The organism is Pseudomonas sp. KD5, from assembly GCF_012932895.1.
Classification (GTDB): Bacteria; Pseudomonadota; Gammaproteobacteria; order Pseudomonadales; family Pseudomonadaceae; genus Aquipseudomonas.
Genome location: NZ_JDWJ01000015.1, coordinates 47,283 through 72,966, shown reverse-complemented (window position 1 = coordinate 72,966; position 25,684 = coordinate 47,283). Strand labels below are relative to the sequence as shown.

Below are 25,684 nucleotides of genomic sequence, written 5' to 3'. Positions count from 1 at the left end.
GGCCGTGCCGTGTCTTTTGGCTCTCCCTCTCCTCGCTCGCCACTGGTGCTGGCGCTGATGTTCAGCTCGCCATTGCTGGCCGACGACCTGTTCCTGGACAACGATCCGTTGCCGCAAGTGCTCACCGCGACGCGCCTGAAGCAGTCGCCGGCGGCCGTGCCGGGCAGCATGACGGTGATCGACAGCGAACTGATCAACGCCAGCGGCGCGCGGGACATCAGCGAGTTGCTGCGGCTGGTGCCGGGGATGATGGTCGGCAATATCAGCGGCAACCAGGCGGCGGTGAACTACCACGGCACCAACGCCAGCGAAGCGCGGCGCATGCAAGTGCTGATCGACGGCCGCTCGGTGTACCGCGCGGGCCTGGCCACGGTGGACTGGAGTGATATTCCGGTGGCCATGGAAGACATCGAGCGCATCGAGGTTTTCCGTGGGCCGAACACCGTCAGCTACGGCGCCAACGCGCTGATGGCGGTGGTCAATATCATCACCCGCAAACCGGCCGACAGCCACGGCACGCGGCTGAAAATCACCCGAGGCCAACGCGGCATCAACGATTTCTACGCCAGCCAGGGCATGGGCTGGGACAGCGGCGACTTGCGCCTGTCGTTGTCCGGGCAACAAGACGATGGCTTCGACTCGGACCGCACCGGCGCCGATTACCGCGACAGCCGTCGCTTGAACCGCTTCAGCCTGGCCGTCAGCCAGACACTCAATGAAAACCAGAGCATCGACTGGCAACTGAACGCCAAGGACGGGAGCAACCAGCGCCCCTATACCTACCGCCCGGTGTTCTCAGGGATTACCGCCGCTGGGAACAATTCCGACGTCATCGCCAAGGACTACGCGGGCTCGCTGCGCTGGAACCTGGACATCAACCCTGATCACAGCCTTTATATTCAAGGCTCGGCGCAACACTGGGATCGTCAGCAGACTTGGCGTGCCTGCGATGCCGAGATCTCGTTCAGCCCGGAGCTGACCCAACTTTGGCAGCTCAATCCCAATTACACCGAACGCCTGGCGCGCAACATCGCTCGTTTCACCGGCGCGCCCCCCGGTACAGCGGCAGAACAAGACTTGGCCAATCAGGTTCTGGCGCAATGGCGAAACGGCGCGAACAAAACGCTGTGCGGCGACATCGACCAGAGTGCCCGAGAGTCGCGCTACGACCTCGAACTGCAAGACACCCTCAGCCTGTCCGACACGCTGCGGCTGGTCAGCGGCATGAACTATCGTTACGACCGGGCCGATTCCGAGACCTACTTCAATGGCACGCTCGACGACACCACCTGGCGGGCGTTCGGCCAACTCGAGTGGCGCGCCACCGAGCACTGGTTGCTGCAAGGCGGGGCGATGTTCGAAGACACACAATTGACCGGCAGTTCGCTGACCCCGCGGGTGGCGGTCAACTATCTGATCACTCCGCGTCACGGTTTGCGCGCGGTGTATTCAGAAGCCGTCCGCTCGCCGGACATGTTCGAGAACAGCGTCAACTGGAGTTACCAGGTGACCAACCTGCAACCCAGTGCCTATGGCCAGACCAGCGTCCGCTATTTCGTCAGGACCCGTGGCCCGGGTGACCTCGAACAGGAACGCATGCGCTCCCGGGAATTGGGCTACAACGGCTACTTCACAGACTGGGGGCTGACGGTCGATGTAAAGCTGTTCTACGACGAAATCAACGGCATGATCAGCGAACCGCTGCGCAACAATCAGTACATTGCCAGCAACTCGAACAGCTCACGATTCTCAGGGACGGAAACCCAACTGGACTGGCGCGTCAGCAGCACCGATCGTCTGCGCCTGACGTACGCCTATGTCGATGCCGAGGCGAGCAACCCGCTGGATGCACAACAAACGGCGCGCAACAGCGGCTCCGCCGGTTGGCTGCGCAACTGGGGCCAGGGCTGGAACAGTGCGCTCTTCTACTATGGTGCCGACGCCCTCAACGGTTACCGCTTCGAACGGGTCGACACCCGCATCGCCAAACGCATCGGCCTGGGCAAGGCCAATCTGGAGCTGGCCGGGATCCTCCAGCAACGCCTCGACAATCAGCCCACCACTTTCGTCGACAACAACTACGACGAACGCCGGGTGCTCTACTTCAGCGCGGAGCTGGAGTTTTAAGATGCCGTATTGCCTGCCACGGAAGACGCCAACCCTTGGCCGCCTGCTGGCCGGGCTGTGCCTGGTGTTTGCCGGGCTGCTGTGCAATCTGCCGGCCCGGGCCGCCGACATTCTGCTGACCGGCGCCGACGACAGCCCTGGCGTGCAGTCTTTCGTCCAGGCTCTGAGCGAGTTGCGCCCCACCGACAGCGTGCGTTTCCAGCCGGTCGCCAGCTTGCCGGCACCCGGCCAACTGCCCACGGGCACCCGCCTGATTCTGCTCGACTTGCAAAGCCTCGACTGGCGCCTGCAAGACACCCAAGGCCCGGCAACGCTGGTGCTGCGCATCAGCCGTCTGCAAGCCCACCAACGCTTTGGCGATGTTTCGCCACCGCACCTGAGCCTGCTCTGGAGCGATCCGCCGCTGGATCGACAATTGCGCCTGACCCGACTCGTCCTGCCCGAGGCTCGACGTGTCGGCGTGCTTTTCGACAGCCACAGCGAATTCCTGCTGAAGGAACTGCATCAGGCTGCCCTGCCCCTGGGCCTTGAAGTGGTCACCGAGCGTTGGGACAACACCAATGACAGCCGCCCGTTGCAGGCCCTGCTGAAAAACAGCGATGTGCTGCTGGGCCTGGATGATCCTGATCTGTACAACCCCAAAACCGTGAAAAACCTACTGCTCAGCAGCTACGCACGGCAGTTGCCGCTGATCGGTCCCAATGCCGCCTTCGTCAGGGCGGGCAGCCTCGCCAGCACCTACAGCGATCAGAGCGATTGGCTGAAGATTCTCGACGAACTGCTCGACCGCCCCTCCAGCACCTGGCCGCGCACCCTTTATCCGCAGCACTTCAAGGTCTTGAGCAACCCGCAAGTGGCTCGTTCATTAAGCATTGAACCGATGAATGAAGCTTCTGTCGCAACACAGCTGGCCGAAGGAGAACATCGCCCATGACCTTCCATAGCGGTTGGGACATCAATACCCGTACCCAGATCATCAGCCTCGGCCCGGCGCTGCTGCTGACGTTGCTGCTGATCAGTTTTTTCACCTTCGTGCGAATCCAGGACCTGCGCCAGGAACTCAACCACACCGGTCAACTGATCGCCAACCAACTGGCGCCGGCCACCGAATACGGGGTGATCTCGGGTAATAACGACGTGCTCGAGAGTTTGCTCAAAGCCACCCTGGCCACGCCCAATGTGCGTTTTCTGGAGGTTCAGGACAGCACCAACCGGGTTCTGGTGTACGTCGAACAACCGTCGGAAACCCACAATCGCTCGCACCAGGTCGAAGTGTTCCAGGCACCGGTGCGGCTGCAACGCATCGCGCTCAACAATGACTTCTTCCAGAACAGCCGCACCGCCCCCACGAAGCCGGGAGAGGATTATCTGGGCCGGGTGATCGTCGGTCTGTCCAATGACGCCTTCAACCAGCGCCAACAGGAAATCCTGTTCAAGGCAGGGATCCTGGCCCTGTTCGCCCTGCTGTTTACCTTTCTGCTGGCTCGGCGCCTGGCCAGCAGCCTGTCGCAACCGATCCACGACATCGGCAATGCGGTCAAGGCGATCCAGAAAGGCGACTACAAAACGCCCCTGCCGATTGTCGATGACACCGAACTGGGCGCCCTGTCGCAACACATCAACAACCTTGCCCAGGGCCTTGAACAAGCCAGCCGCGAACAGCATCAGGCCATGGCGCAATTGATCCAGACCCGCGAGGAAGCGGAAAAGGCCAACAACGCCAAATCCGAATTCCTGGCGATGATGAGTCATGAGCTGCGCACGCCGATGAATGGCGTGCTGGGCATGCTGCAACTGCTGGAAACCACCGCGATGACCGAGGAACAGATCGAGTACGCCGCGCTGGCTTCTGAATCGACTGAACACCTGCTCAAAGTGATCAACGACATTCTCGACTTCTCGCGCATCGAACGCTCGGAACTGGAGCTGGAGCACATTGCATTCAACCTCGCGGACCTGATCACCAGTTGCGCCCAGTCGTTCCAGCACAGCGCAGTGCAACGCGGGCTTGACCTGCAACTGCAGATCCCCGAGGACATGCGCGCCCTGCAGGTTCAGGGCGACCCGACGCGGATCCGGCAGATACTGGTCAACCTGGTCGGCAATGCGCTGAAATTCACCGAACGGGGCCGCGTCACGATCGAACCGCAGTGGCAGTCGCTGGATCACGAATTGCTGTGGTTCACCTGCACCGTGCGCGACAGCGGGATCGGCATCCCGGCCGAAAGCCTGGAATTGATGTTCAACGCGTTCCAGCAGGCCGACAGTTCTATTTCAAGACGTTACGGTGGCACCGGGCTGGGGCTGCCGATTGCCCGCACCCTGGCAGAACGAATGGGCGGCACCTTGCGTGCTCAGAGCGAAGAAGGCGTCGGCTCGGTGTTCACCCTGGAAATTCCTTTGGCGCTGTATAAGCAGTCGTTGCCGGTGCTGACGCCGCGAGTACATACCGGCAATGGCCACGGCGAAGGTCGCAATGTGTTGCTGGTGGAAGACAACCCGGTCAACCGCACCGTCGTCGAAGCAATGTTGCGCAGCCTGGGCTTTACTGTCAGCGTTGTCACCGATGGCGCACAAGCGGTGCGCAGCGCCGAGAGCCTGATTTTCGAAGCGATTCTGATGGATTGCCGACTGCCGGTCATTGACGGCTACGAGGCCACCCGACAGATTCGCCAACTGCCCGGCTGCGCTGACGTGCCGATCATCGCCCTGACGGCCAACGCCTTGCAGGGCGATCGTGAAGCCTGTTTGTCCGCGGGAATGAACGATTACCTGGCCAAGCCCTTTAAACGCACTGATCTGCAGCAAATTCTGCAGCGTTGGGTGCAGTAGTGCAGGCCTTTCGACGATCTGCGACTGGCGTGAAAGACGAAAGTGCGGCAGTCTTAGGCACCCGAACAGGCCCTAAAAGGGGCTTGAATAATAATTTCAGTGCACAAGTGTACATTCATGTCCTTGGTGCTGTGACTTTCACTACAACGCAATAGTCTATGAGTAGGCTGCTGACTCGAGGCATGAACGCTTCGATCGGCCGGGAAGATTCGCCCCCCTGCCGCATGGACTATTGAGGAGCTCGCATGACCAAACAAAACGCCTTTACTCGGGAAGACCTGCTGCGCTGCAGTCGTGGTGAGCTGTTCGGCCCGGGTAACGCGCAACTGCCCGCCCCGAACATGCTGATGGTCGATCGCATCACCCTGATCTCCGAAGAGGGTGGCAAGTACGGCAAAGGTGAATTGGTCGCCGAGCTGGATATCACTCCAGACCTGTGGTTCTTCGCCTGCCACTTCGAAGGTGATCCGGTGATGCCGGGCTGCCTGGGCCTCGATGCCATGTGGCAACTGGTCGGTTTCTTCCTCGGCTGGCAAGGCCTGCCGGGCCGCGGTCGCGCCCTGGGTTCGGGCGAAGTGAAATTCTTTGGCCAGGTACTGCCGACCGCCAAGAAAGTCACCTATAACATCCATATCAAACGCGTCCTCAAAGGCAAGCTGAACATGGCCATCGCCGATGGTTCCGTGACTGTCGACGGCCGCGAAATCTATACCGCCGAAGGCCTTCGGGTCGGCGTTTTCACCTCCACTGACAACTTCTAAGGGTTATCCGCATGCGCCGCGTCGTTATCACTGGTCTGGGCATCGTTTCGTGCCTGGGCAATGACAAAGAGACCGTCTCCGCTAACCTGCGTGCAAGCCGCCCTGGCATCCGGTTCAACCCGGAATATGCCGAAATGGGTCTGCGTAGCCAGGTTTCCGGCTCCATTGACCTTCCCCTCGAAGAGCTGATCGATCGCAAGATCTATCGCTTCGTCGGCCACGCGGCGGCTTACGCCTACCTGGCCATGAAAGATGCCATCGCAGACTCCGGCCTGACCGAAGAGCAAGTTTCCAACCCGCGTACCGGCCTGATCGCCGGTTCCGGTGGCGCCTCCACGCTGAACCAGATGGAAGCGCTGGACATCCTGCGCGAGAAAGGCGTCAAGCGTGTCGGCCCATACCGCGTAACGCGGACCATGAGCAGCACTGTCTCCGCTTGCCTGGCCACCCCGTTCAAGATCAAGGGCCTGAACTACTCCATCGCTTCTGCCTGCGCCACCAGTGCTCACTGCATCGGTACCGCCATGGAACAGATCCAGATGGGCAAGCAGGACATCGTATTCGCCGGCGGCGGTGAAGAAGAGCACTGGAGCCAGTCGTTCCTGTTCGACGCCATGGGCGCCCTGTCCAGCCAGTACAACGAAACCCCGGAAAAAGCTTCCCGTGCCTACGACGCCAAGCGTGACGGTTTCGTCATCGCCGGCGGTGGCGGCATGGTCGTGGTCGAAGAGCTGGAACACGCTCTGGCCCGCGGCGCGAAGATCTACGCGGAAATCGTTGGCTACGGCGCGACTTCCGATGGCTACGACATGGTCGCCCCAAGCGGCGAAGGTGCCATCCGCTGCATGCAGATGGCTATGTCCACCGTCGACGCACCGATCGACTACCTGAACACCCACGGCACCTCGACTCCGGTCGGCGACGTGATGGAAATGAAAGGTGTGCGTGAAGTGTTCGGCGACAACGCTCCGGCCATCAGCTCCACCAAGAGCCTGTCGGGTCACTCCCTGGGCGCCGCCGGCGTTCACGAAGCGATCTACTGCATGCTGATGATGGAAGGCAACTTCATGGCGGGTTCCGCCAACATCGACGAACTGGACCCGGAAGTGGCAGACATGCCAATCCTGACCAAGACTCGCGAAGACGCCACCATCAACACCGTGATGAGCAACAGCTTCGGCTTCGGCGGCACCAACGCCACGCTGGTACTGAAGCGCTGGCAGGGTAAGTAATACCCCGCCTACGCCACACATAAAAACGCCCCGACTGGTTCGGGGCGTTTTTTTTTGCCAGGTTTTATCTACGGCCAGACAGCCCTTGAAACATGAAACATTTGTCATGGAACTCAACAGCCTGCGACTGAATGTCGCGTATTTCGCGGGCTGCAGCACTTTCTCCGTTTTTGCAAAAATCCGTTACCGATTTCAGTCGTTTACTTAGCCAGCTAACAAAACTTATAACAAAGGCCTGCACACGCCTTGCTGCAGATAACAGAGATTGGAGCTAGCAGATGACTGTAAAAGTAACTGAACGCGACGATTCACATATGTCCCATGAAGGCATCGCCGCCGGTATCCGCATCTGGGATGTACATCAACAAGACCTGCTGGTCGGGATGTTCCACTCCGAGACCGAAGCCCACCAATACAAGGCCGAACTGGAATCACTGGAGCAGCAACGCGAAGCGCGTTCTGCATAACCACCGCATTGAAAATGACAAACCCCGCCATGAGCGGGGTTTGTCGTTGTTGCAGCTGCTAACGGCTTACCACATCAGATCGTCAGGAATCTGATAGGCCGCGTACGGATCGTCTTCGGTGCTGACTTCTTCTGTCTTCACATTCAGCTGCACGATGCGCTGTGGGTCGCGCTCCTGAATCTTCAGGGCCGCTTCACGAGGGATCACTTCGTAACCGCCAGCGTGATGCACGATCGCCAGGGAACCGCTGCTGAGCTTGTTGCGCATCAGGGTGTTGACGCTGATGCGCTTGACCTTCTTGTCGTCGACGAAGTTGTAGTAGTCCTCGGTGTTCAGCTTGGGCAGGCGCGAGACTTCGATCAATTGCTTGACCTGGGCGGCTCGGGCCTTCTGCTCGGCCTTCTCCTGCTGCTGACGGTTGAGCTCCTGGTCGCGCTTGACCTTCTCGGCCATGGCTTCCTGAGCCGCACGCTGCTGGGAGTCATCGAGTTCGATCTGGCCTTTGTGGGCCAGACGCTGTTGTTTCTGTTTTTCTTTGCCGACCTGTTTGGCCTGCTTTTGGTTGACCAGCCCTGCTTTGAGCAACTGGTCGCGAAGGGAAAGGCTCATGGTGCTTACTCACTTAGGCAACAGCTCAGCCGCAGCTGGGCAAATTCTTTTCCTGACGTTTGGCTTCGCCCCACAAGGCGTCCAACTCTTCGAGGGTGCAATCTTCTATGGGACGGTGGGTGTCGCGCAATGCCTGTTCGATAAATCGGAAGCGTCTTTCAAATTTTGTGTTCGCGCCACGCAGTGCGGTTTCCGGATCGACCTTGAGGTGACGCGCCAGATTGACCACGGAAAACAGCAAGTCGCCGACTTCATCGGCAATCGCCACCGAGTCATTGTCGGCCATGGCTTCGAGCACTTCATCGAGCTCTTCGCGAACCTTGTCGAGCACCGGCAAGGCGTCCGGCCAATCGAAACCGACTTGCCCTGCGCGCTTCTGCAGTTTTGCCGAACGGGACAACGCCGGCAGTGCCGCAGGTACGTCATCGAGCAAGGACAACTGCTCCGGCGCCGAAGACTTCTCGGCGCGTTCTTCGGCCTTGATCTCTTCCCAGCGTTGCTTGACCTGCTCTTCATTCAGACGCGGGACGTCCAGCGGCGCGTACAGATCACCGGTGGGAAATACGTGAGGATGACGGCGGATCAACTTGCGCGTGATGCTGTCGACCACGCCAGCGAATTCGAAGCGCCCTTCTTCCCGAGCCAGTTGGCTGTAATAAACCACCTGGAATAACAAGTCGCCCAACTCACCCTGCAAGTGATCGAAATCGCCGCGTTCAATAGCATCGGCGACTTCGTAGGCTTCTTCCAGGGTGTGCGGGACGATGGTGGCGTAGGTTTGCTTGATGTCCCACGGACAGCCGTACTGCGGGTCGCGCAGACGGTTCATCAGGTGCAGCAGGTCTTCAAGTGAATACATCTTTTATCAATCTCTACACCATCAATTTCCGTGAAGGTTTCTCACGGTGTGCGGTTACGGCGGGTTTCGATGATGTTCGGCAACTGGGAGATCCGCCCCAGCAACCGCCCCAGCGCATCCAGCCCCGGAATCTCGATGGTCAGGGACATCAACGCAGTGTTGTCCTCTTTGTTCGAGCGGGTGTTGACCGCCAGCACGTTGATCCGCTCGTTGAGCAGCACCTGCGACACGTCACGCAGCAGACCGGAACGGTCGTAAGCGCGAATGATGATGTCCACCGGATAGGTGAGCACCGGCACCGGGCCCCAGCTGACCTGGATGATCCGCTCCGGCTCGCGCCCGGCCAGTTGCAGCACCGAGGCGCAGTCCTGACGGTGGATGCTCACGCCACGGCCCTGGGTGATGTAACCGACGATGGCGTCCCCCGGCAATGGCTGGCAGCAACCGGCCATCTGGGTCATCAGGTTGCCGACGCCCTGGATCTGGATATCGCCGCGCTTGCCCGGTTTATAGCCGGTGGCTTTGCGCGGGATCAGCTCCAGCTGTTCGTTGCCGCGTTCCGGCTCGACCAGTTGCTGCGCCAGGTTCACCAGTTGCGCCAGGCGCAAATCGCCTGCGCCCAACGCAGCGAACATGTCTTCGGCGGTCTTCATGTTGGCCTTTTCGGCCAGCTTGTCGAAATCCACCTGCGGCAGACCGAGGCGACTGAGTTCGCGTTCAAGCAAGGTTTTACCGGCCGCGACGTTCTGATCGCGGGCCTGCAACTTGAACCAGTGAACGATCTTCGCCCGCGCCCGCGACGTGGTGATGTAACCCAGGTTCGGGTTCAGCCAGTCGCGGCTTGGGGTGCCGTGCTTGCTGGTGATGATCTCGACCTGTTCACCGGTTTGCAGGCTGTAGTTGAGCGGTACGATGCGCCCGTTGATCTTGGCGCCGCGGCAGTTGTGACCGATTTCGGTGTGCACGCGGTAGGCGAAGTCCAGCGGCGTCGCGCCCTTCGGCAAGTCGATGGCGTGACCGTCGGGAGTGAAGATATAAACCCGGTCCGGCTCGATATCGACCCGCAGCTGTTCGGCAAGGCCGCCGATATCGCCCAGCTCTTCGTGCCACTCGAGAACCTGACGCAGCCAGGAGATTTTCTCTTCGTAGTGGTTCGAGCCGGACTTGACGTCGGTGCCCTTGTAACGCCAGTGCGCGCAGACACCCAACTCGGCTTCTTCGTGCATGGCGTGAGTGCGTATCTGCACTTCCAGCACCTTGCCTTCAGGGCCGATTACCGCGGTGTGCAGCGAGCGGTAGCCGTTCTCTTTCGGGTTGGCGATGTAGTCGTCGAACTCTTTCGGGATGTGCCGCCACAGGGTGTGGACGATGCCGAGCGCGGTGTAGCAGTCGCGCATTTCCGGCACCAGCACGCGAACGGCGCGCACGTCGTAGATCTGGCTGAACTCCAGACCCTTGCGCTGCATTTTGCGCCAGATCGAATAGATGTGTTTGGCCCGGCCGCTAATGTCAGCCTCGACGCCGGTGGCCTGCAACTCGTTCTTGAGCTGGGTCATCACATCGCTGATGAAGCGCTCGCGATCCAGCCGTCGCTCATGGAGCAACTTGGCGATCTGCTTGTACTGGTCGGGCTCGAGGTAACGGAAGGACAAGTCCTCCAGCTCCCACTTGATATGACCGATACCGAGGCGATGAGCCAGCGGCGCGTAGATGTCGAAGACTTCACGGGCGACGCGGTTGCGCTTCTCGTCATCGGCGGTTTTTACCGCACGGATCGCACAGGTGCGCTCGGCCAGTTTGATCAGCGCGACGCGCACGTCGTCGACCATGGCCACGAGCATCTTGCGCAGGTTTTCCACCTGGCCTTGGGTGCCCATCACCATGGATTTACGCGGACTCAGACTGTCGCTGATCGCCGCCATGCGTTGCACGCCGTCAATCAGTTTGGCGACCACCGGGCCGAAGCGCTGGCTGACCGCCGGCAACTGGATCTGGCCTTCGCGCACGCCGCGGTACAAGACTGCCGCGACCAACGAATCCTGATCGAGTTTGAGGTCGGCGAGAATCTCGGCGATCTCAAGGCCGGTGCGGAAACTCGAGGTCCCTTCGGACCACAGGTTTTTCGCCGCATTGGCTTGTTGTTCGGCCTCGCGAGCGAACTCGCAGGCTTCTTTCAAGGCTTCGCGATCCAGTGCCGTATCGATACTGACCGCGTGATCGAGCCAAGCCTCGAGATTGATACTGCCGTCAGTGTTGATCGGCTGGTGTGCTCTCACCTGTACCATCTTGCTTTACCTTCCCTACGACGCAGATTCAATGCGTCAAATCGCTGACCTTCATTGTCCGGGCGCCCCGCCGGGCTGATGCGTGGCGGCACGGACGGTCAGTCGGACCAGACGAGCCATCCTAGCTCGCTTCAAATAACGCCATGGCCTCGACATGCGCCGTTTGAGGAAACATATCGAGAATCCCGGCACGTTTTAACCGGTAGCCCTGCTTGATCAATTCGACCGTGTCGCGCGCCAGAGTTGCAGGGTTGCACGACACATAAACCAATCGTTCGGCACCCAGGGACGCAAGCTTGCGCACCACCTCGAAAGCACCGTCGCGAGGTGGGTCCAAGAGTACCGCACAAAAGCCTTCGCTGGCCCATTCGGCATCAGCCAAAGGCTGGGATAAATCGGCCTGAAAAAATTTTGCGTTATGCAAATTATTACTAGCGGCGTTCGCGGCGGCCCGCTCGACCATGGCCTGCACACCTTCCACCGCCACCACTTCACGAACGGTTCTGGCCAGCGGCAAGGCAAAGTTGCCCAACCCGCAGAACAGGTCCAGAACCCGCTCATCGGCTTTCGGCGCCAACCATTCCAGCGCCTGAGCGATCATCGCTTCGTTGACCCCGGCGTTGACCTGGATGAAATCTCCAGGCCGATACGCCAGGTTCAAGTCCCACGGTTCAAGGCGATAGCCCAGGGTCTGATCGGCGTCGACCGGTTGCGGCTCGCCGTCGCCATGCAGCCACAACTGGGCCTCATGGAGCGCGCAGAATTCCTTGAGGATCGTCATGTCGGCTTCGGACAACGGCGCCATGTGCCGCAGCAATACCGCCAATGACGAACCGCTGAACAATTCCACATGCCCCAGTGCCTGAGGTTTGCTCAAGCGCCGCAGCATATCCGGCAAGCGGGTCATGATCGGTTGCAAGGGCTGTACCAGCACCGGGCACTCGTTGATGGCGACGATGTCCTGGCTGCCAGCTGCGCGGAAACCGACTTCGAGTTTTTTCGCCTTCATGTCCCAACGCACCGCCACCCGGGCACGACGCCGGTAGCCGAATTCCGGACCGCTCAATGGCGCAGCCCACTCTTCGGGTTCGACGCCGGCAACCCGCGACAATTGCTCGGCGAGCATGCGCTGTTTCAGGGCGAGTTGTTCGTTGTGGGGCAGATGCTGCACGCTGCAACCACCGCAGCGACCGGCATGGGCGCACGGTGCCGGGCGGCGCAATTGGCTGGCCTGGAACACCCGCTCGGTACGCGCCTCGACCACTTTACCGTGGGCACCCAAGACCCGCGCCTCGACTTCTTCACCGGCCAAGGCGCCGATGACGAACCAGGTGCGACCTTCAAAAAACGCGATACCGCGACCGTCATTAGCCAGGCGCTCGATGGTCAAACGCTGCTTTTTGCCGGTCGGGACTTGCGGGGCCTTGCTACCGCCCGTGGGCTGGAAGCGCAGGCCTCTCTCTTGCTTGGCCATCAGTTGGGCGCGTCGAAAATGCCGGTCGACAAGTAACGGTCGCCACGGTCACAGATGATCGCGACAATCACCGCGTTTTCAACTTCTTTGGACAGGCGCAGCATCGCCGCCACGGCTCCGCCCGAAGACACGCCGCAGAAAATGCCTTCTTCGCGCGCCAGACGACGGGTCACGTCCTCGGCCTCGCTTTGCGCCATGTCGACGATCCGGTCCACGCGATCAGCCTGATAAATCTTTGGCAGGTATTCCTGGGGCCAGCGGCGGATGCCCGGAATTGCCGAGCCTTCCATAGGTTGCAGACCGATGATCTGCACGTTCTCGTTCTGTTCTTTCAGGTAGCGCGAGACACCCATGATGGTGCCGGTGGTGCCCATCGAGCTGACGAAATGCGTGATGGTGCCCTGGGTCTGACGCCAGATTTCCGGACCGGTGGTGGTGTAATGCGCCTCGGGGTTGTCACCGTTGGCGAACTGATCGAGCACCTTGCCACGGCCTTCGGCTTCCATTCGCTGGGCGAGGTCGCGCGCGCCTTCCATGCCTTCTTCCTGGCTGACCAGAATCAGCTCGGCACCATAGGCCGTCATCGCGGCTTTACGCTCGGCGCTGGAGTTGTCCGGCATGATCAGGATCATCTTGTAACCCTTGATCGCGGCGGCCATGGCCAGGGCAATCCCGGTGTTACCCGAAGTCGCTTCGATCAGCGTGTCGCCGACGTGGATCTGCCCGCGCAATTCGGCGCGGGTGATCATCGACAGCGCCGGACGATCCTTGACCGAACCCGCCGGGTTGTTCCCTTCGAGCTTGAGCAAAAGAGTGTTGCTGGTGACGCCAGGCAGGCGCTGCAAACGGACCAGCGGAGTGTTGCCGACGCAATCGGCGATGGTTGGGTACTGCAAGGTCATGGCGTATTCGCAATCCGAACTGCGGGGGCGCCTATCATACCGGCAAACGTGCGCAGGCCATATCACGCAAAGTAAGGGGCTTATGGCTTATGGGAATAAGCAGTTCACTCCTCTTCTCCTTGTGCAATATTCAATGCATAAAACTCATGCAATTTGGCCTGCAGCAGCTGTTTGTCCGGAAGCTGGACCTGGTATTCAGCGATCAACGCTGGCGACAGGCTGCGGTTAAGGGCGTATTCGACCACTTCGTCATCCTTACTGGCGCAGAGCAACACACCGATGGCCGGGTTTTCGTGGGGTTTGCGCTCCTTGCGATCCAGCGCTTCCAAATAGAAGTTCAGCTTGCCCAAATACTCCGGCTTAAAACGACCGACCTTAAGCTCAATGGCTACAAGACAATTAAGGCCACGGTGGAAGAACAGCAGGTCCAGGGAAAAATCACACCCACCCACTTGAAGCGGATACTCGGAACCGACAAAGCAGAAATCGCGGCCAAGCTCGCTCAGGAATTCTTTGAGGCGCGCCATCAGCCCTTTATGCAGATCAGTTTCGGCATGGCCACCCGGCAGGTCGAGAAACTCGAGCATGTAGGCGTCGCGGAATATCTCAAGCGCTGCCGGGTGGGCTTGTCTCAGCACTGCTGAGATTTTTGCTGGTTGGGTCACGCTTCGTTCAAACAGTGCGGTTTTGAACTGACGCTCTAGTTCGCGCTTCGACCATTTTTCCTGAACTGCCAAACGCACGTAGAACTCCCGCTCTTCCGGCCGTTTACTCTGGCTGAAAATGATCAGGTTATGCGACCAGGACAATTGTCGCACCAGTGGTGCGACTTTCTCTTCAGCGTGATAAGTCTCATAGAACTGGCGCATGCGAAACAAGTTCGACCGGGTAAACCCGCGCAACCCCGGTTGAGTCTGAGCCAGATGCTCAGCCAGTTGGCTGACCACAGAATCGCCCCACTCAGCCTGTTCCAGCTTGCGGCTGATGTAAGCACCGACCTGCCAATACAGCTCGATCAACTGGGTATTCACCGCCTGCATGGCCTGCTGTTTGGCATTTTGAATCAGCGCAAGCACTTCATTGAAACGGTCGTCGTGTGCGTTGCCGGGGACGCTGGATGCATTCATACCGAACTCCTGGAGGACGAGGAAAAACGCGAGTCTATTCCGTCAAGTCAGGCTTAAGGTGTCGGCGATACCCTTTAAGAAAGGTCGTACAAAATAACGGGAACGCTCCGGCAAAATCAGCAAGCCTCTTCGCGGCCGGGGTTGATCACGCAATTTGTGGTCGACACATATCAATTGTGGGAGCGGGGGCGTCATCATTGTCGCCATGGAGATCAGCCAATAACAGCATATTCAGTCGTAAGCCCCGCCCTGCATTCTCCGCCCAAAGCCGCCCGCCCTGCCGCTGCACCGCATTCCTCGCGATGCTCAACCCCAACCCGAATCCACCCTCCCCCGGCAGTGAACCCTCGAGCCGGATGAACGGCGAGAAGATCCGTTCAAGATCCTCGTCAGCCACCCCACCGCCCTCGTCCTCCAGCCACAGATGCCAGAAGTCGCCATCGCGCCTGCCATCGAGCGTCACGACAGCTCCCTTCGGTGAATGACGAATGGCATTGCGCAGAATGTTTTCCAGCGCCTGGGCCAGGGTATTGAGATGGCCGCGCACCCAGCAGGAGGCATCCACCGCACAGTGCAACTGACTCGCCGGCCAGCTGCTTTCATAGCAAGCGTTTTCCGTGAGCATTGCCCACAAGGCCTGGACCTGGATCGCTTCATCGGGCAAAGACGTGCGCTCGGTGTCGAGCCAGGCCAGTTGCAGCGCATCCTCGACCAGGCGCTGCATGCCGTCGACTTCCCGGCTAATGCGCTCGCGTAATTGCTCCAGGTCCTGCTCGCTTTCGCAGGCCACCCGTAACCGGCTGAGCGGCGTGCGCAATTCGTGGGACAGATCGCGCAGCAGTTGCTGTTGCCGGGCCACCGTGCGGCCCGGCGCGTCAGACCACTTCATCGACCGCACTCAATACGTACCCTTTGCCCCAAACCGTGCGCACTTCACGCTCGGTGTAACCGATGGCCTTGAGCTTGCGGCGAATCTGGCTGATGTGCATGTCGAGGCTGCGGTCATGGGACGCATAACCGCGCTGCAATACCTGCTGATAAAGGAACGCCTTGCTCAACACTTCATCGTCGTTGCGGTTCAGCGTGTCCAGTAAACGGTACTCGCTGCGGGTCAGGCCGGCCGCGTACTCGCCCCAAAAGACCTCGCCCAGTTCATCGTCAAAACGCAGGCAGTCCGTCGCAGGGGGCGTCGGTATCGGCACTGGTCGACGGTCGAACGCCACCCGCCGCAGGATCGCTTCGATGCGCACCCGCAACTCGGCCATGCTGAAAGGCTTGGGTAGGTAATCGTCGGCCCCGAGGCGAAAACCACTGATGCGATCCGCCTCGGCACCCAGCGCCGACATCAGCACCACTGGCGTGGAATGGCTCTGGCGCAATTGGGTCAACACCGCCAGGCCATCGAGCCCCGGCAACAGAATATCCATCAACACCACATCGAAGGCCTGCTGGCGCGCAATCGCCAGGCCTTCCTGCCCGTTCTGGCACCAGGTCACCTGAAAACCGCAGCGCCCCAGATGCTCATAAACATAAGCACCGAGCACTGGATCGTCTTCGATAGAGAGGATGCGAGGATGGCCAATCGCGATGGGAGTCATGAGCATCTGCAAATAATTCTCAATTGCTAATTATTCAAGATTGCCTCTCCAGGGGCAACCCAAGGTTTGTCTCCCTGGGCCAAAGCATTGAACTGACCGACGAATGACGACATCAATTTTACGAAGATTGCCCGCATGCAAATCGCTACACTGCGCAGGTGGCGCGTGCCGGACGCATGTGCAGGTCAATAAACAGCTGGATGCAGGAGAGATGCGTGCTCAAGAAACTGGGAATTAAAGGCCGCGTGCTGTTACTGACCCTGTTGCCGACCACCCTGATGGCGTTGGTCCTGGGCGGCTATTTCACCTGGATGCAGCAATCGGACCTGCAAGCCCAGCTCATGCAACGCGGCGAAATGATCGCCGAACAGCTGGCACCGTTGGTGGCCCCGGCCATGGGTCGCAAAGACAACGAGCTGCTGGAGCGCATCGCCACCCAGTCCCTGGAACAGACCGACGTGCGCGCGGTGACCTTCCTCGCCCCCGACCGCACGCCGCTGGCCCATGCCGGCCCGACCATGCTCAATCAGGCGCCCCTGGGCAACGGTTCACAGTTGCTGCGCCGCAGTGGCAATGACGCCACGCGTTACCTGCTGCCGGTGTTCGGCAAGCACCGCAACCTGGCCGGCGACCTGATCCCCGATGAAGCCGACCGCCTGCTGGGCTGGGTCGAACTCGAACTGTCCCACAACGGCATGCTGCTGCGCGGTTACCGCAGCCTGTTCGCCAGCCTGCTGCTGATCGGCGGAGGCCTGGCCGGTGCGGCGCTGCTGGCGTTGCGCATGGGCCGAACCATCAACCGACCACTGAGCCAGATCAAACAAGCCGTGGCGCAACTCAAGGACGGCCATCTGGAAACCCGCCTGCCGCCCCTCGGCAGCCAGGAACTGGATGAACTGGCGTCCGGCATCAACCGCATGGCCGGGACGCTGCAGAACGCTCAGGAAGAATTGCAAAACAGCGTCGACCAGGCCACCGAAGACGTGCGTCAGAATCTGGAAACCATCGAAATCCAGAACATCGAGCTGGACCTGGCGCGCAAGGAAGCCCTGGAGGCGAGCCGGATCAAGTCCGAGTTCCTGGCCAACATGAGCCATGAAATCCGCACGCCGCTCAACGGCATTCTCGGCTTCACGCACCTGCTGCAAAAAAGCGAACTGACGCCGCGCCAGCTCGATTACCTGGGCACCATCGAAAAGTCTGCCGACAGCCTGTTGGGGATCATCAACGAGATTCTCGATTTCTCGAAAATCGAGGCCGGCAAACTGGTGCTCGACCATATTCCGTTCAACCTGCGCGACCTGCTGCAAGACACCCTGAACATCCTCGCCCCGGCCGCCCACGCCAAAGAGCTTGAGCTGGTGAGCCTGGTTTATCGCGATACGCCACTGTCGCTGGTGGGCGATCCGTTGCGACTCAAGCAGATCCTCACCAACCTTGTGAGCAATGCGATCAAGTTCACCCGCGAAGGCACCATCGTAGCCCGGGCGATGCTCGAAGAAGAGCATGAAGACAGCGTGCAACTGCGCATCAGCATTCAGGACACCGGCATCGGTCTGTCGAACCAGGACGTGCGCGCCCTGTTCCAAGCCTTCAGCCAAGCCGATAACTCGTTGTCCCGACAACCCGGCGGCACCGGCCTCGGATTGGTGATTTCCAAACGGCTGATCGAACAAATGGGCGGCGAGATCGGCGTCGACAGCACGCCGGGCGAAGGCTCGGAGTTCTGGATCAGCCTGAGCCTGCCCAAAACCCGCGACGACGCCGAAGACCTGCCCGGCCCACCGTTGCTCGGGCAGCGGGTGGCTGTCCTGGAAAACCATGAACTGGCCCGTCAGGCATTGCAGCATCAACTGGAAGACTGCGGCCTGAGCGTCACGCCGTTCAATACCCTGGAAAGCCTGGCCAATGGCGTGACCGGCGCCCACCAGACCGATCAGGCAATCGGTCTGGCGGTGCTCGGCATCACCAGCAACGACATGCCGCCGGAGCGCCTCAACCAGCACATCTGGGACCTTGAACACCTGGGCTGCAGAGTGTTGGTGCTGTGCCCGACCACCGAACTGACGCTGTTCCATCTCTCGGTGCCCAACCCCCACAGCCAGCTCCAGTCCAAACCCGCCTGCACCCGCAAGCTGCGTCGGGCCCTGTCTGATCTGGTCAACCCGCGCCAGCAGCGCAGCGACCCTGCCGAACCGGTTTCCAGCCGCGCGCCGAAGGTCCTTTGCGTGGACGACAACCCGGCCAACCTGCTGCTGGTGCAAACCCTGCTCGAAGACATGGGCGCCAAGGTGCTCGCGGTAGAAAGCGGTTACGCCGCGGTCAAGGCCGTACAGAACGAGACTTTCGATCTGGTGTTGATGGACGTGCAAATGCCCGGCATGGATGGGCGCCAAAGCACTGAAGCCATTCGCCAATGGGAAAGCGAGCGGCATTGCACGCCACTGCCGGTCGTGGCCCTCACCGCCCATGCAATGGCCAATGAAAAACGCGCATTGCTGCAAAGCGGCATGGACGACTACCTGACCAAACCCATCAGCGAACGGCAACTGGCGCAAGTGGTGTTGAAATGGACGGGCCTGGCGCTGCGCAATCAGGGTCCGGAGCGTAATAGCGATAACAACAACAGTCATGAATTGCAGGTGCTCGACCACGAAGAAGGCCTGCGCCTGGCGGCCGGCAAGGCCGATCTGGCGGCGGACATGCTGGCCATGCTGCTGGCCTCCCTGGAAGCCGACCGCGAGGCCATCCGCGTGGCCCGTGAAGCCAACGACCAGAACGCCCTGATCGAGCGGGTCCATCGCCTGCACGGGGCAACCCGTTATTGCGGCGTCCCGCAACTGCGCGCCGCCTGCCAGCGCAGCGAAACCCTGCTCAAGCAACAGGACCCGAAAGCCCCCGTCGCGCTGGAAGAACTCGAACGCGCCATCAATCGCCTCGCGGCCCATGCGCGCATCAATGCCTGATGCAGCGCAATAACGCAGGAGGGCCTGAACGCTAAACTTAAACCTTGTAGCAGCTGCCGAACGCAGGCTTCGCCAGCTGCTACGGGGTTTGAGACTTCCAGGAGGACAGCATGCGCACGATTCTTTTCAGCAGCCAGACCTACGACCGCGAGAGTTTTCTCGCCGCCGTCCTGCCCGCCGGCATCGAACTGCATTTCCAGCCGGCACGACTGAGCCTCGACACGGCGGCGCTGGCCGAGCATCACGAAGTGGTCTGCGCCTTCATCAACGATGACCTCAGCGCCCCGGTGCTTGAACGCCTGGCAGCGGGCGGCACACGCCTGATCGCCCTGCGCTCGGCCGGTTACAACCATGTCGACCTCCCGGCGGCGAAGCACCTGGGGCTGACGGTTGTGCGGGTCCCGGCGTACTCGCCCCACGCCGTGGCCGAACACGCGGTGGCGTTGATCCTGGCGCTCAACCGCCGTCTGCACCGCGCCTACAACCGTACCCGCGAGGGCGATTTCAGCCTGCACGGGTTGACCGGTTTCGATCTGGTGAACAAGACCGTCGGCGTGGTCGGCACCGGGCAGATCGGCGCGACCTTCGCGAAAATCATGCACGGCTTCGGCTGCCAATTGCTGGCCTATGACCCCTATCCGAACCCGCAGGTCGAAGCCCTCGGCGCGCGCTACCTGAGCTTGCAGCAATTGCTGGCCGAGTCTCAGATCATCAGCCTGCATTGCCCGCTCAACGAGCAGAGCAAACATTTGATCAACCGCGAGTCACTGGCGCACATGCAGCCCGGCGCGATGTTGATCAACACCGGGCGTGGCGGTCTGGTGGACACGCCGGCGTTGATCGACGCATTGAAAAACGGCCAATTGGGCTATCTGGGGCTGGATGTCTATGAAGAAGAGGCGCAGTTGTTCTTCGAGGACCGCTCCGACCTGCCACTGCAAGACGATGTGCTGGCGCGCCTGCTGACCTTTCCGAACGTGATCATCACCGCACACCAGGCCTTCCTCACTCGCGAAGCCCTGGGCGCGATTGCCGCGACAACTTTGCAGAACATCGCGGCCTGGACGACCGGCTCGCCACAGAATCAGGTCGAGCGCTGAACGGCTCAGGCCTTGGACAAGACGAACATCAGGCCCAGCCAGCCGAAGCCCAACAAGCGTTGCCCCGTTGAATGCCCGCGACGCAGCAGGAACCAGACAAAAAACGGCGGCAGAAAGAAAATCATCAGTTTCAGCCAGAGTTCCACCGGACGCGGCCCATTGAGCACCGGTGCCGGAACCTCAGCCTCGATTTCGGTTTTTCGTTTACGCCCGAAGGCGGCCGGGGTCACCCGAGGCACACTCTCATTGCTCGGCAAACGCCCGAAAGAAAACGGTGCTTCCACAGGCGCTGCCGTCGAAGTGGCCGCGTGCACCGTTGCCGCAGGCGCACCGCAATGAATGCAAGCAGGCGCCACGGAACTGATGCGTTGCTTACACTCGTAACATTCGATCAACGCCATTTCTGTTCCTTAGAGATGCAAAAGTGGCAGTTTGCCATGGTTCAGCAGTCAATTTGAACCTGATCGAAGGTCACATGCCCGCGCCATGCTGCGTTGATGCCCGTGCTAGCATATCGCGCATATTTGGAGGACCCATGGTCGAACACGATTTCCGCTACAGCCTGATGAACCCACAACACACCCTCACTGAATGCCGCGCCCTGGTGCCGGGGCGTTATCAAGTCACCGGCAACGGCGGTTCGATTCGCAATAACGACGTGCTGGTAGTGACCCTCAAAGGCAGCAAGGACTTGTCCATGCGCCTGACCGTCGAAACGGTTCGCCACCTGATCAACCCGCCCGGCCAATGGGTCGCGGTGGCCAGTGGTCCGGTGTTCGGCGAACTGGCGATCCACACCTGGAAAGTCAACTGCGACAGCTGCGCCAAAGAGCTGAGCTTCGAGTTCGCGGTCGACGCCAAGCTGGGCAACAAGGCTGAAAAACCGGCCGCCACCGCACGGATTGCCGAACTGGGCTGGACCGCAGCCGGCGAAAAACACCTGTGCCCGAAGTGCCAGGAGCCTGCGTGATGAAACGCCTTGCTCTGACCACGATGGTTGGTGCCAGCCTGCTGGGCTGCGCCGCCGAGCCGGTAAAGTTGCAACAGAACCGCAGTTACATTCTGGAGTGGATCGGTGAACGTCCGCTGATGGACTACAGCCACCTGACCATCACGCTCGGTGACGACGGCCGGGCCTACGGTAACGGCGGCTGCAACCACTGGTTCGCGCCGTATTCCCTGGAAGGTGAAAAGCTCAGCTTCGGCAAGATCGGCAGTACCCGCAAACTCTGCGCGCCGGCGTTGATGGAGCAGGAAAAGCGCTTCCTGCAGGCGCTGGAAAACGTCCAGCGCTGGGACGTCTCACCGATTGATCAGATGCGTTTCTGGCCGGCCGAAGGCAAGCCATTGCGTTGGTGGCTTGAAGAGGGTTGATGCCCCTCAGTTGTAGCCAAGTGACTTGTGGCGAGGGGGCTTGCCCCCGTTCGGCTGCGCAGCAGTCGCAAAACGTACACGCGCAATGTTGTGATGAAACGAGGTTTCAGGGTTTAGGGCTGCTTCGCAGCCCAGCGGGGGCAAGCCCTCTCGCCACAAAGCTCCCTTGCCACAGGCGGTGCTCGGTCAGTTGGTCGCCTGCAACGCCTCAAGCTTCGCCATCACCCCCGCCGCCGTCTGCTCGCCCATCAACTGTTCCCGCACCTTGCCCTTGTTATCAATGATGTAAGTCACTGGCAGCGCTTCACTGCGCGGCAATTCGAAAAGGTCGGCCGGATCCTGGGCCAGCACGGTGAACTTGATCCCCAGTTTCTCGCTGGCGCCTTTCAGCTCTTCGCCCTGTACATTGTCGAAGTTGACCCCGAACACGCCGATATTCTTGCCCTGGAGCTGCTCGGCCAACACATTCAGCTGTGGGATTTCGGTCCGGCACGGGCTGCACCACTCGGCCCAGTAATTGAGCACCAGCCATTGTTTGTCCAGACGCTCGGCGGCGACCTTGTGACCATTCTGGTCGATGCCATAGTCGTTGCCACAGCCCCCAAGCAATAACGCCCCCATGATCGCCAATGCCGCTGCCAGTCGCCTTGTCATGTCTCAATCCTTGTCAAAAATAGAATGCACCTGCGACCCATCGCCTCCCAAGGTTCTGGATTACGCGCCGCACAGTTAGAATAGCCGCCACTTTACGCAAGAAGCGACCCGCATATGACCGATCTGACGCTTTATCACAACCCGCGCTGCTCGAAATCCCGCGGTGCGCTCGAACTCATCGAAGCCCGTGGCCTGACGCCAACGGTCGTCCGCTACCTGGAAACGCCGCTGGACGCCGTGCAAATCCAGAGCCTGCTGAGCAAACTCGGCATCAGCGCCCGGCAATTGCTGCGCACCGGCGAGGACGAGTACAAAACCCTCAACCTGGCCGACAGCAGTTTGAGCGAAGCGCAATTGATCGCCGCCATCGCCGCGCACCCGAAACTCATGGAGCGGCCGATTCTCGAAGTCGGCGACAAAGCCATCATCGGCCGTCCGCCGGAGAATGTGCTGGAGTTGTTGCCGTGAGCGCGCCATACATTCTGGTGCTGTATTACAGCCGTAGCGGCTCGACCAATGAAATGGCCCGGCAGATTGCCCGTGGCGTCGAGCAGGCCGGCCTTGAAGCCAGGTTGCGCACGGTGCCGGCGATCTCCACTGAATGCGAAGCCGTGGCGCCGGACATTCCCGATGAAGGCGCGCTGTACGCCAGCCTCGACGATTTGAAGAACTGCGCCGGCCTGGCCCTGGGCAGCCCGACCCGCTTCGGCAACATGGCCGCACCGTTGAAATACTTCCTCGACGGCACCAGCAACCTGTGGCTGACCGGCGCCCTGGTGGGCAAACCGGCCGGGGTCTTCACCTCGACCGCCAGCCTGCACGGCGGCCAGGAAACCACACTGCTGTCGATGATGCTGCCGTTGCTGCACCACGGCATGTTGATCACCGGCCTGCCTTACAGTGAATCGGCGCTGCTGGAAACCCGTGGCGGCGGCACGCCATACGGTGCCAGTCATCACGCCGGGGCCGACGGCAAAAGCGGTTTGAACGAACATGAAGTCGCGCTATGCCGAGCCTTGGGCCTGCGCCTGGCGAAGACTGCGCAGAAACTGGAGAGCCATCGTGGCTAAGAAGCCTAAGGTGTTGCCTGCCATCGAATGGCTCGAACCACGTGTACGGGCGATGCGCGTCATCAGCCTGCTGTGCTTTTTCGGTCTGGCGGGGCTGCTTTGCGCCTACTACCTGGTGTTCGCCGACCTGCATGGTGCGCGGCCGTGGGTGATTCTGCTGATCGAACTGGTGCCGCTGCTGTTGCTGGCACCGGGAATGATCGTCGGCAGTGCCCGTGGACATTCGTGGATGTGTTTTGTGGTGAATCTGTATTTCATCAAGGGCGCATTGGCCGCCTATGACCCGAACCGGCAGCTGTTCGGTTTGCTGGAGATGGGCGCGAGCCTGGCAGTGTTCTGCTCGGCGATGCTGTATGTGCGGTGGCGGTATCAGTTGAACCGCAAGTTGGCGGGGGAAGGCGAGATTTCCCCCGCCTGATAGCCCCGCAGTGATCGTTCCTACGCTCTGCGTGGGAACATCATCTTCGTCAATGATTGACTGTGTAGGCCAGCATCATCGAAATCTGGCTCATCGGCCGTCCACCACTCTCTTCGTGCCATTGGTTGAACGCATTCTGCACCGTGGCCAGGTCGCGCAAACTGCTCGGCACCTTGTCGATGATCTGCTGTGCATTCAGCGCCGCCACCACGTCGTAGCTCGGCACGAAGGTGTCCTTGCCGACCATCCGCAAGAATCGCGGCGCGGATAACCCGCCCAACTGATGGCCGTGTTTTTTCAGGTAGGTCCACAAGCCGACGATATCGGTTACAGGCCAGTCGGCGATCAACGCACCGAAACTACCCTTCTCATGGGCCACGTCCAGAATGAACTGCGCATTGCGCGGCACACTCTTGAGCTTGCCCAAGTGGCGGATGATTCGCGCGTCCTGCATCAAGCGCTCCAGATGTTCGGCGCTCATCAGCACGACTTTTTCCGGGTCGAACTTGAAGAACACTTCTTCGAACGCCGGCCACTTGGCATCCACCAGGCTGTGCTTGAGCCCGGCACGGAATACCCGCAACGCCATGGTCGAGAGGTAGCGGTCGTCGCTGATCTTGCGCAATTGCGCCGGGGTCTTGGGAACCGGCAGATGGGCTTCCAGTTCAGCCGCCGAACCGAAGCGGTTCAGACAGTATTCGTGCAGCCACTTGTAATCGCGCATGCCCTCTCCTATGGGATGAAACGGATCTATGGGAGCCCTGTGGCGAGGGGGCTTGCCCCCGTTTGAGTGCGTAGCACTCACAAAATCTTTGGTGCATCAGCGATTTTGGGGCCGCTTCGCAGCCCAACGGGGCGATGCGGCGGTCCGACAAGCCCCCTCACCACAGGCTCGCTCCCACACAATTTGTTCAGAGGTTCACTACGTTGACGAAGCGCGATGCGGCGCTTTCGTCGATACGCAGGTTGGTGAAGTCGAACAGGTTGCGGTCCGCCAGTTGCGACGGGATCACGTTCTGCAGGCTGCGGAAAATGCTCTCGGTGCGGCCCGGTGTCTTGCGTTCCCACTCCTGCAGCATCTCTTTAACCACCTGGCGTTGCAGGTTTTCCTGGGAGCCGCAGAGGTTGCACGGGATGATCGGGAATTGCTTGAGGTCCGAGTAGGCCTGGATGTCTTTTTCGTTGCAGTAGGCCAGCGGGCGAATCACCACGTTGCGCCCGTCGTCGGCGCGCAGCTTGGGCGGCATGGCCTTGAGCGAACCGTTGAAGAACATGTTCAGGAAGAACGTCTCGACGATGTCGTCACGGTGGTGACCGAGGGCCATTTTGGTCGCGCCGATTTCGTCGGCAAAGGTGTACAGCGTGCCGCGACGCAGGCGCGAGCACAGCGAGCAAGTGGTCTTGCCTTCCGGGATCAGCTCCTTGACTACCGAGTAGGTGTCTTTCTCGACGATGTGGTACTCGATGCCCAGTTCTTTGAGGTAAGCCGGCAGCACATGCTCGGGGAAGCCTGGCTGCTTCTGGTCCATGTTCACGGCGACGATCTCGAACTTGATCGGGGCGACTTTCTGCAAATGCATCAGCACGTCGAGCATGGTGTAGCTGTCCTTGCCACCGGACAGGCAGACCATGACCTTGTCGCCGTCTTCAATCATATTGAAATCGGCAACAGCCTCACCGGCCTGGCGGCGAAGGCGCTTTTGCAGTTTGTTCTGGTTGACCGTAAGAGTGCCCATGACGCGAAATCCGTGAGGTGTGACGAAAGGCCGGCATTTTACGCAAAAACCCGTCACTTGTGGCGAGGGGGCTTGTCGGAACGCCGCATCGCC

General features: G+C 60.3%; 24 protein-coding genes and 1 pseudogene. 13 read left to right on the top strand and 12 right to left on the bottom strand.

What is annotated here, in order from left to right:
• Nucleotides 1–9 precede the first annotated feature (9 nt).
• The 6 genes from AF70_RS26575 to AF70_RS26550 all read left to right on the top strand — a co-directional run bounded on the left by AF70_RS26575 (nucleotide 10) and on the right by AF70_RS26550 (nucleotide 7,419).
• A complete protein-coding gene (locus tag AF70_RS26575) occupies nucleotides 10–2,127 on the top strand; it encodes a TonB-dependent siderophore receptor (RefSeq protein ID WP_028938912.1) in 2,118 nt (705 codons plus the stop codon).
• A 1-nt stretch (nucleotide 2,128) separates the two neighbouring features.
• Nucleotides 2,129–3,061: an ABC transporter substrate-binding protein gene (locus tag AF70_RS26570; RefSeq protein ID WP_028938911.1), complete on the top strand. Its 933-nt coding sequence runs from the start codon at nucleotides 2,129–2,131 to the stop codon at nucleotides 3,059–3,061.
• The gene (locus AF70_RS26565; RefSeq protein ID WP_028938910.1) at nucleotides 3,058–4,959 is read left to right on the top strand and encodes an ATP-binding protein; all 1,902 of its coding nucleotides are present in this window, start codon (nucleotides 3,058–3,060) and stop codon (nucleotides 4,957–4,959) included. Before AF70_RS26570 ends, AF70_RS26565 begins: the two co-directional genes overlap by 4 nt.
• Nucleotides 4,960–5,204: 245 nt before the next feature.
• Nucleotides 5,205–5,720 (top strand): 3-hydroxyacyl-[acyl-carrier-protein] dehydratase FabA, encoded by a 516-nt coding sequence (gene fabA / locus AF70_RS26560; protein WP_018926285.1) that lies wholly within the window; start codon nucleotides 5,205–5,207, stop codon nucleotides 5,718–5,720.
• An 11-nt stretch (nucleotides 5,721–5,731) separates the two neighbouring features.
• A complete protein-coding gene (gene fabB, locus AF70_RS26555) occupies nucleotides 5,732–6,952 on the top strand; it encodes a beta-ketoacyl-ACP synthase I (RefSeq protein WP_007937568.1) in 1,221 nt (406 codons plus the stop codon).
• 278 nt (nucleotides 6,953–7,230) lie between these two features.
• The gene (locus AF70_RS26550) at nucleotides 7,231–7,419 is read left to right on the top strand and encodes a hypothetical protein (protein WP_018926287.1); all 189 of its coding nucleotides are present in this window, start codon (nucleotides 7,231–7,233) and stop codon (nucleotides 7,417–7,419) included.
• Nucleotides 7,420–7,485: 66 nt separating this feature from the next.
• Here the strand turns inward: AF70_RS26550 and AF70_RS26545 are convergent, their stop codons facing one another.
• The 8 genes and pseudogenes from AF70_RS26545 to AF70_RS26510 form a co-directional block, all read right to left on the bottom strand.
• Nucleotides 7,486–8,028, bottom strand: coding sequence for a DUF2058 domain-containing protein (locus AF70_RS26545; RefSeq protein WP_018926288.1), 543 nt, complete (start codon nucleotides 8,026–8,028; stop codon nucleotides 7,486–7,488).
• Nucleotides 8,029–8,053: 25 nt separating this feature from the next.
• Nucleotides 8,054–8,887: a nucleoside triphosphate pyrophosphohydrolase gene (gene mazG / locus AF70_RS26540; RefSeq protein ID WP_028938909.1), complete on the bottom strand. Its 834-nt coding sequence runs from the start codon at nucleotides 8,885–8,887 to the stop codon at nucleotides 8,054–8,056.
• Nucleotides 8,888–8,928: 41 nt separating this feature from the next.
• Nucleotides 8,929–11,172, bottom strand: a complete 2,244-nt coding sequence (gene relA, locus AF70_RS26535; protein ID WP_019581222.1) for a GTP diphosphokinase — start codon at nucleotides 11,170–11,172, stop codon at nucleotides 8,929–8,931.
• A gap of 121 nt (nucleotides 11,173–11,293) precedes the next feature.
• Nucleotides 11,294–12,646, bottom strand: a complete 1,353-nt coding sequence (gene rlmD / locus AF70_RS26530; protein ID WP_028938908.1) for a 23S rRNA (uracil(1939)-C(5))-methyltransferase RlmD — start codon at nucleotides 12,644–12,646, stop codon at nucleotides 11,294–11,296.
• Nucleotides 12,646–13,548, bottom strand: a complete 903-nt coding sequence (cysM, locus tag AF70_RS26525; protein WP_018926292.1) for a cysteine synthase CysM — start codon at nucleotides 13,546–13,548, stop codon at nucleotides 12,646–12,648. Before cysM ends, rlmD begins: the two co-directional genes overlap by 1 nt.
• A 104-nt stretch (nucleotides 13,549–13,652) precedes the next feature.
• Nucleotides 13,653–14,675 (bottom strand): YhcG family protein, encoded by a 1,023-nt coding sequence (locus AF70_RS26520; RefSeq protein ID WP_018926293.1) that lies wholly within the window; start codon nucleotides 14,673–14,675, stop codon nucleotides 13,653–13,655.
• Between the two features lie 145 nt (nucleotides 14,676–14,820).
• Nucleotides 14,821–15,537 (bottom strand): annotated as a pseudogene (locus tag AF70_RS26515) (sensor histidine kinase); the annotation flags it as partial.
• 13 nt (nucleotides 15,538–15,550) lie between these two features.
• On the bottom strand, nucleotides 15,551–16,273 hold the full coding sequence (locus AF70_RS26510) for a response regulator transcription factor (RefSeq protein WP_028938906.1): 723 nt from the start codon (nucleotides 16,271–16,273) through the stop codon (nucleotides 15,551–15,553).
• A 215-nt stretch (nucleotides 16,274–16,488) separates the two neighbouring features.
• On the opposite strand from AF70_RS26510, the gene AF70_RS26505 reads away from it, so the two are divergent.
• Nucleotides 16,489–19,239 (top strand): response regulator, encoded by a 2,751-nt coding sequence (locus AF70_RS26505; RefSeq protein WP_019581226.1) that lies wholly within the window; start codon nucleotides 16,489–16,491, stop codon nucleotides 19,237–19,239.
• Between the two features lie 110 nt (nucleotides 19,240–19,349).
• Nucleotides 19,350–20,339 carry a 2-hydroxyacid dehydrogenase gene (locus AF70_RS26500; protein ID WP_028938905.1) on the top strand — a complete coding sequence of 330 codons (990 nt, stop codon included), beginning with the start codon at nucleotides 19,350–19,352 and terminating at the stop codon, nucleotides 20,337–20,339.
• Between the two features lie 5 nt (nucleotides 20,340–20,344).
• Here AF70_RS26500 and AF70_RS26495 read toward each other — a convergent pair whose 3' ends face one another.
• Nucleotides 20,345–20,740 (bottom strand): hypothetical protein, encoded by a 396-nt coding sequence (locus AF70_RS26495; protein WP_028938904.1) that lies wholly within the window; start codon nucleotides 20,738–20,740, stop codon nucleotides 20,345–20,347.
• A 134-nt stretch (nucleotides 20,741–20,874) separates the two neighbouring features.
• Between AF70_RS26495 and AF70_RS26490 the strand changes: the two genes are divergently transcribed.
• Both AF70_RS26490 and AF70_RS26485 read left to right on the top strand, forming a co-directional pair.
• Entirely contained in the window at nucleotides 20,875–21,309 is a 435-nt protein-coding gene (locus tag AF70_RS26490; protein ID WP_018926299.1) for a hypothetical protein, read from the top strand.
• Nucleotides 21,309–21,713, top strand: coding sequence for an META domain-containing protein (locus tag AF70_RS26485; RefSeq protein WP_007937547.1), 405 nt, complete (start codon nucleotides 21,309–21,311; stop codon nucleotides 21,711–21,713). The genes AF70_RS26490 and AF70_RS26485 overlap by 1 nt, the downstream gene beginning before the upstream one ends.
• 186 nt (nucleotides 21,714–21,899) lie before the next feature.
• Here the strand turns inward: AF70_RS26485 and AF70_RS26480 are convergent, their stop codons facing one another.
• Complete coding sequence (locus AF70_RS26480; RefSeq protein WP_028938903.1) at nucleotides 21,900–22,367, bottom strand: TlpA disulfide reductase family protein; 468 nt, start codon at nucleotides 22,365–22,367, stop codon at nucleotides 21,900–21,902.
• A 114-nt stretch (nucleotides 22,368–22,481) separates the two neighbouring features.
• On the opposite strand from AF70_RS26480, the gene arsC reads away from it, so the two are divergent.
• The 3 genes from arsC to AF70_RS26465 are packed head-to-tail and all read left to right on the top strand — an operon-like array spanning nucleotide 22,482 to nucleotide 23,855.
• The gene (gene arsC / locus AF70_RS26475; protein ID WP_019581229.1) at nucleotides 22,482–22,835 is read left to right on the top strand and encodes an arsenate reductase (glutaredoxin); all 354 of its coding nucleotides are present in this window, start codon (nucleotides 22,482–22,484) and stop codon (nucleotides 22,833–22,835) included.
• The gene (wrbA, locus tag AF70_RS26470; protein WP_018926302.1) at nucleotides 22,832–23,437 is read left to right on the top strand and encodes an NAD(P)H:quinone oxidoreductase; all 606 of its coding nucleotides are present in this window, start codon (nucleotides 22,832–22,834) and stop codon (nucleotides 23,435–23,437) included. The genes arsC and wrbA overlap by 4 nt, the downstream gene beginning before the upstream one ends.
• Nucleotides 23,430–23,855, top strand: a complete 426-nt coding sequence (locus tag AF70_RS26465; RefSeq protein WP_019581230.1) for a DUF2069 domain-containing protein — start codon at nucleotides 23,430–23,432, stop codon at nucleotides 23,853–23,855. Before wrbA ends, AF70_RS26465 begins: the two co-directional genes overlap by 8 nt.
• Before the next feature lie 49 nt (nucleotides 23,856–23,904).
• Here AF70_RS26465 and AF70_RS26460 read toward each other — a convergent pair whose 3' ends face one another.
• Nucleotides 23,905–24,579 (bottom strand): DNA-3-methyladenine glycosylase I, encoded by a 675-nt coding sequence (locus tag AF70_RS26460; protein ID WP_007937540.1) that lies wholly within the window; start codon nucleotides 24,577–24,579, stop codon nucleotides 23,905–23,907.
• 187 nt (nucleotides 24,580–24,766) lie between these two features.
• The gene (gene ttcA, locus AF70_RS26455) at nucleotides 24,767–25,591 is read right to left on the bottom strand and encodes a tRNA 2-thiocytidine(32) synthetase TtcA (protein ID WP_007937538.1); all 825 of its coding nucleotides are present in this window, start codon (nucleotides 25,589–25,591) and stop codon (nucleotides 24,767–24,769) included.
• Nucleotides 25,592–25,684: the final 93 nt, after the last annotated feature.

Bases quoted from the DNA above. Each gene is read 5' to 3' on its own strand.
- AF70_RS26545 (WP_018926288.1), bottom strand. From the start codon at position 8,028: ATGAGCCTTTCCCTTCGCGACCAGTTGCTCAAAGCAGGGCTGGTCAAC.
- AF70_RS26520 (WP_018926293.1), bottom strand. From the start codon at position 14,675: ATGAATGCATCCAGCGTCCCCGGCAACGCACACGACGACCGTTTCAAT.
- relA (WP_019581222.1), bottom strand. From the start codon at position 11,172: ATGGTACAGGTGAGAGCACACCAGCCGATCAACACTGACGGCAGTATC.
- AF70_RS26565 (WP_028938910.1), top strand. From the start codon at position 3,058: ATGACCTTCCATAGCGGTTGGGACATCAATACCCGTACCCAGATCATC.
- ttcA (WP_007937538.1), bottom strand. From the start codon at position 25,591: ATGGGCACTCTTACGGTCAACCAGAACAAACTGCAAAAGCGCCTTCGC.
- fabA (WP_018926285.1), top strand. From the start codon at position 5,205: ATGACCAAACAAAACGCCTTTACTCGGGAAGACCTGCTGCGCTGCAGT.
- AF70_RS26500 (WP_028938905.1), top strand. From the start codon at position 19,350: ATGCGCACGATTCTTTTCAGCAGCCAGACCTACGACCGCGAGAGTTTT.
- rlmD (WP_028938908.1), bottom strand. From the start codon at position 12,646: ATGGCCAAGCAAGAGAGAGGCCTGCGCTTCCAGCCCACGGGCGGTAGC.
- AF70_RS26570 (WP_028938911.1), top strand. From the start codon at position 2,129: ATGCCGTATTGCCTGCCACGGAAGACGCCAACCCTTGGCCGCCTGCTG.
- cysM (WP_018926292.1), bottom strand. From the start codon at position 13,548: ATGACCTTGCAGTACCCAACCATCGCCGATTGCGTCGGCAACACTCCG.
- AF70_RS26490 (WP_018926299.1), top strand. From the start codon at position 20,875: ATGGTCGAACACGATTTCCGCTACAGCCTGATGAACCCACAACACACC.
- mazG (WP_028938909.1), bottom strand. From the start codon at position 8,887: ATGTATTCACTTGAAGACCTGCTGCACCTGATGAACCGTCTGCGCGAC.
- AF70_RS26485 (WP_007937547.1), top strand. From the start codon at position 21,309: ATGAAACGCCTTGCTCTGACCACGATGGTTGGTGCCAGCCTGCTGGGC.
- AF70_RS26480 (WP_028938903.1), bottom strand. From the start codon at position 22,367: ATGACAAGGCGACTGGCAGCGGCATTGGCGATCATGGGGGCGTTATTG.
- AF70_RS26495 (WP_028938904.1), bottom strand. From the start codon at position 20,740: ATGGCGTTGATCGAATGTTACGAGTGTAAGCAACGCATCAGTTCCGTG.
- AF70_RS26510 (WP_028938906.1), bottom strand. From the start codon at position 16,273: ATGACTCCCATCGCGATTGGCCATCCTCGCATCCTCTCTATCGAAGAC.
- AF70_RS26460 (WP_007937540.1), bottom strand. From the start codon at position 24,579: ATGCGCGATTACAAGTGGCTGCACGAATACTGTCTGAACCGCTTCGGT.
- arsC (WP_019581229.1), top strand. From the start codon at position 22,482: ATGACCGATCTGACGCTTTATCACAACCCGCGCTGCTCGAAATCCCGC.
- AF70_RS26550 (WP_018926287.1), top strand. From the start codon at position 7,231: ATGACTGTAAAAGTAACTGAACGCGACGATTCACATATGTCCCATGAA.
- fabB (WP_007937568.1), top strand. From the start codon at position 5,732: ATGCGCCGCGTCGTTATCACTGGTCTGGGCATCGTTTCGTGCCTGGGC.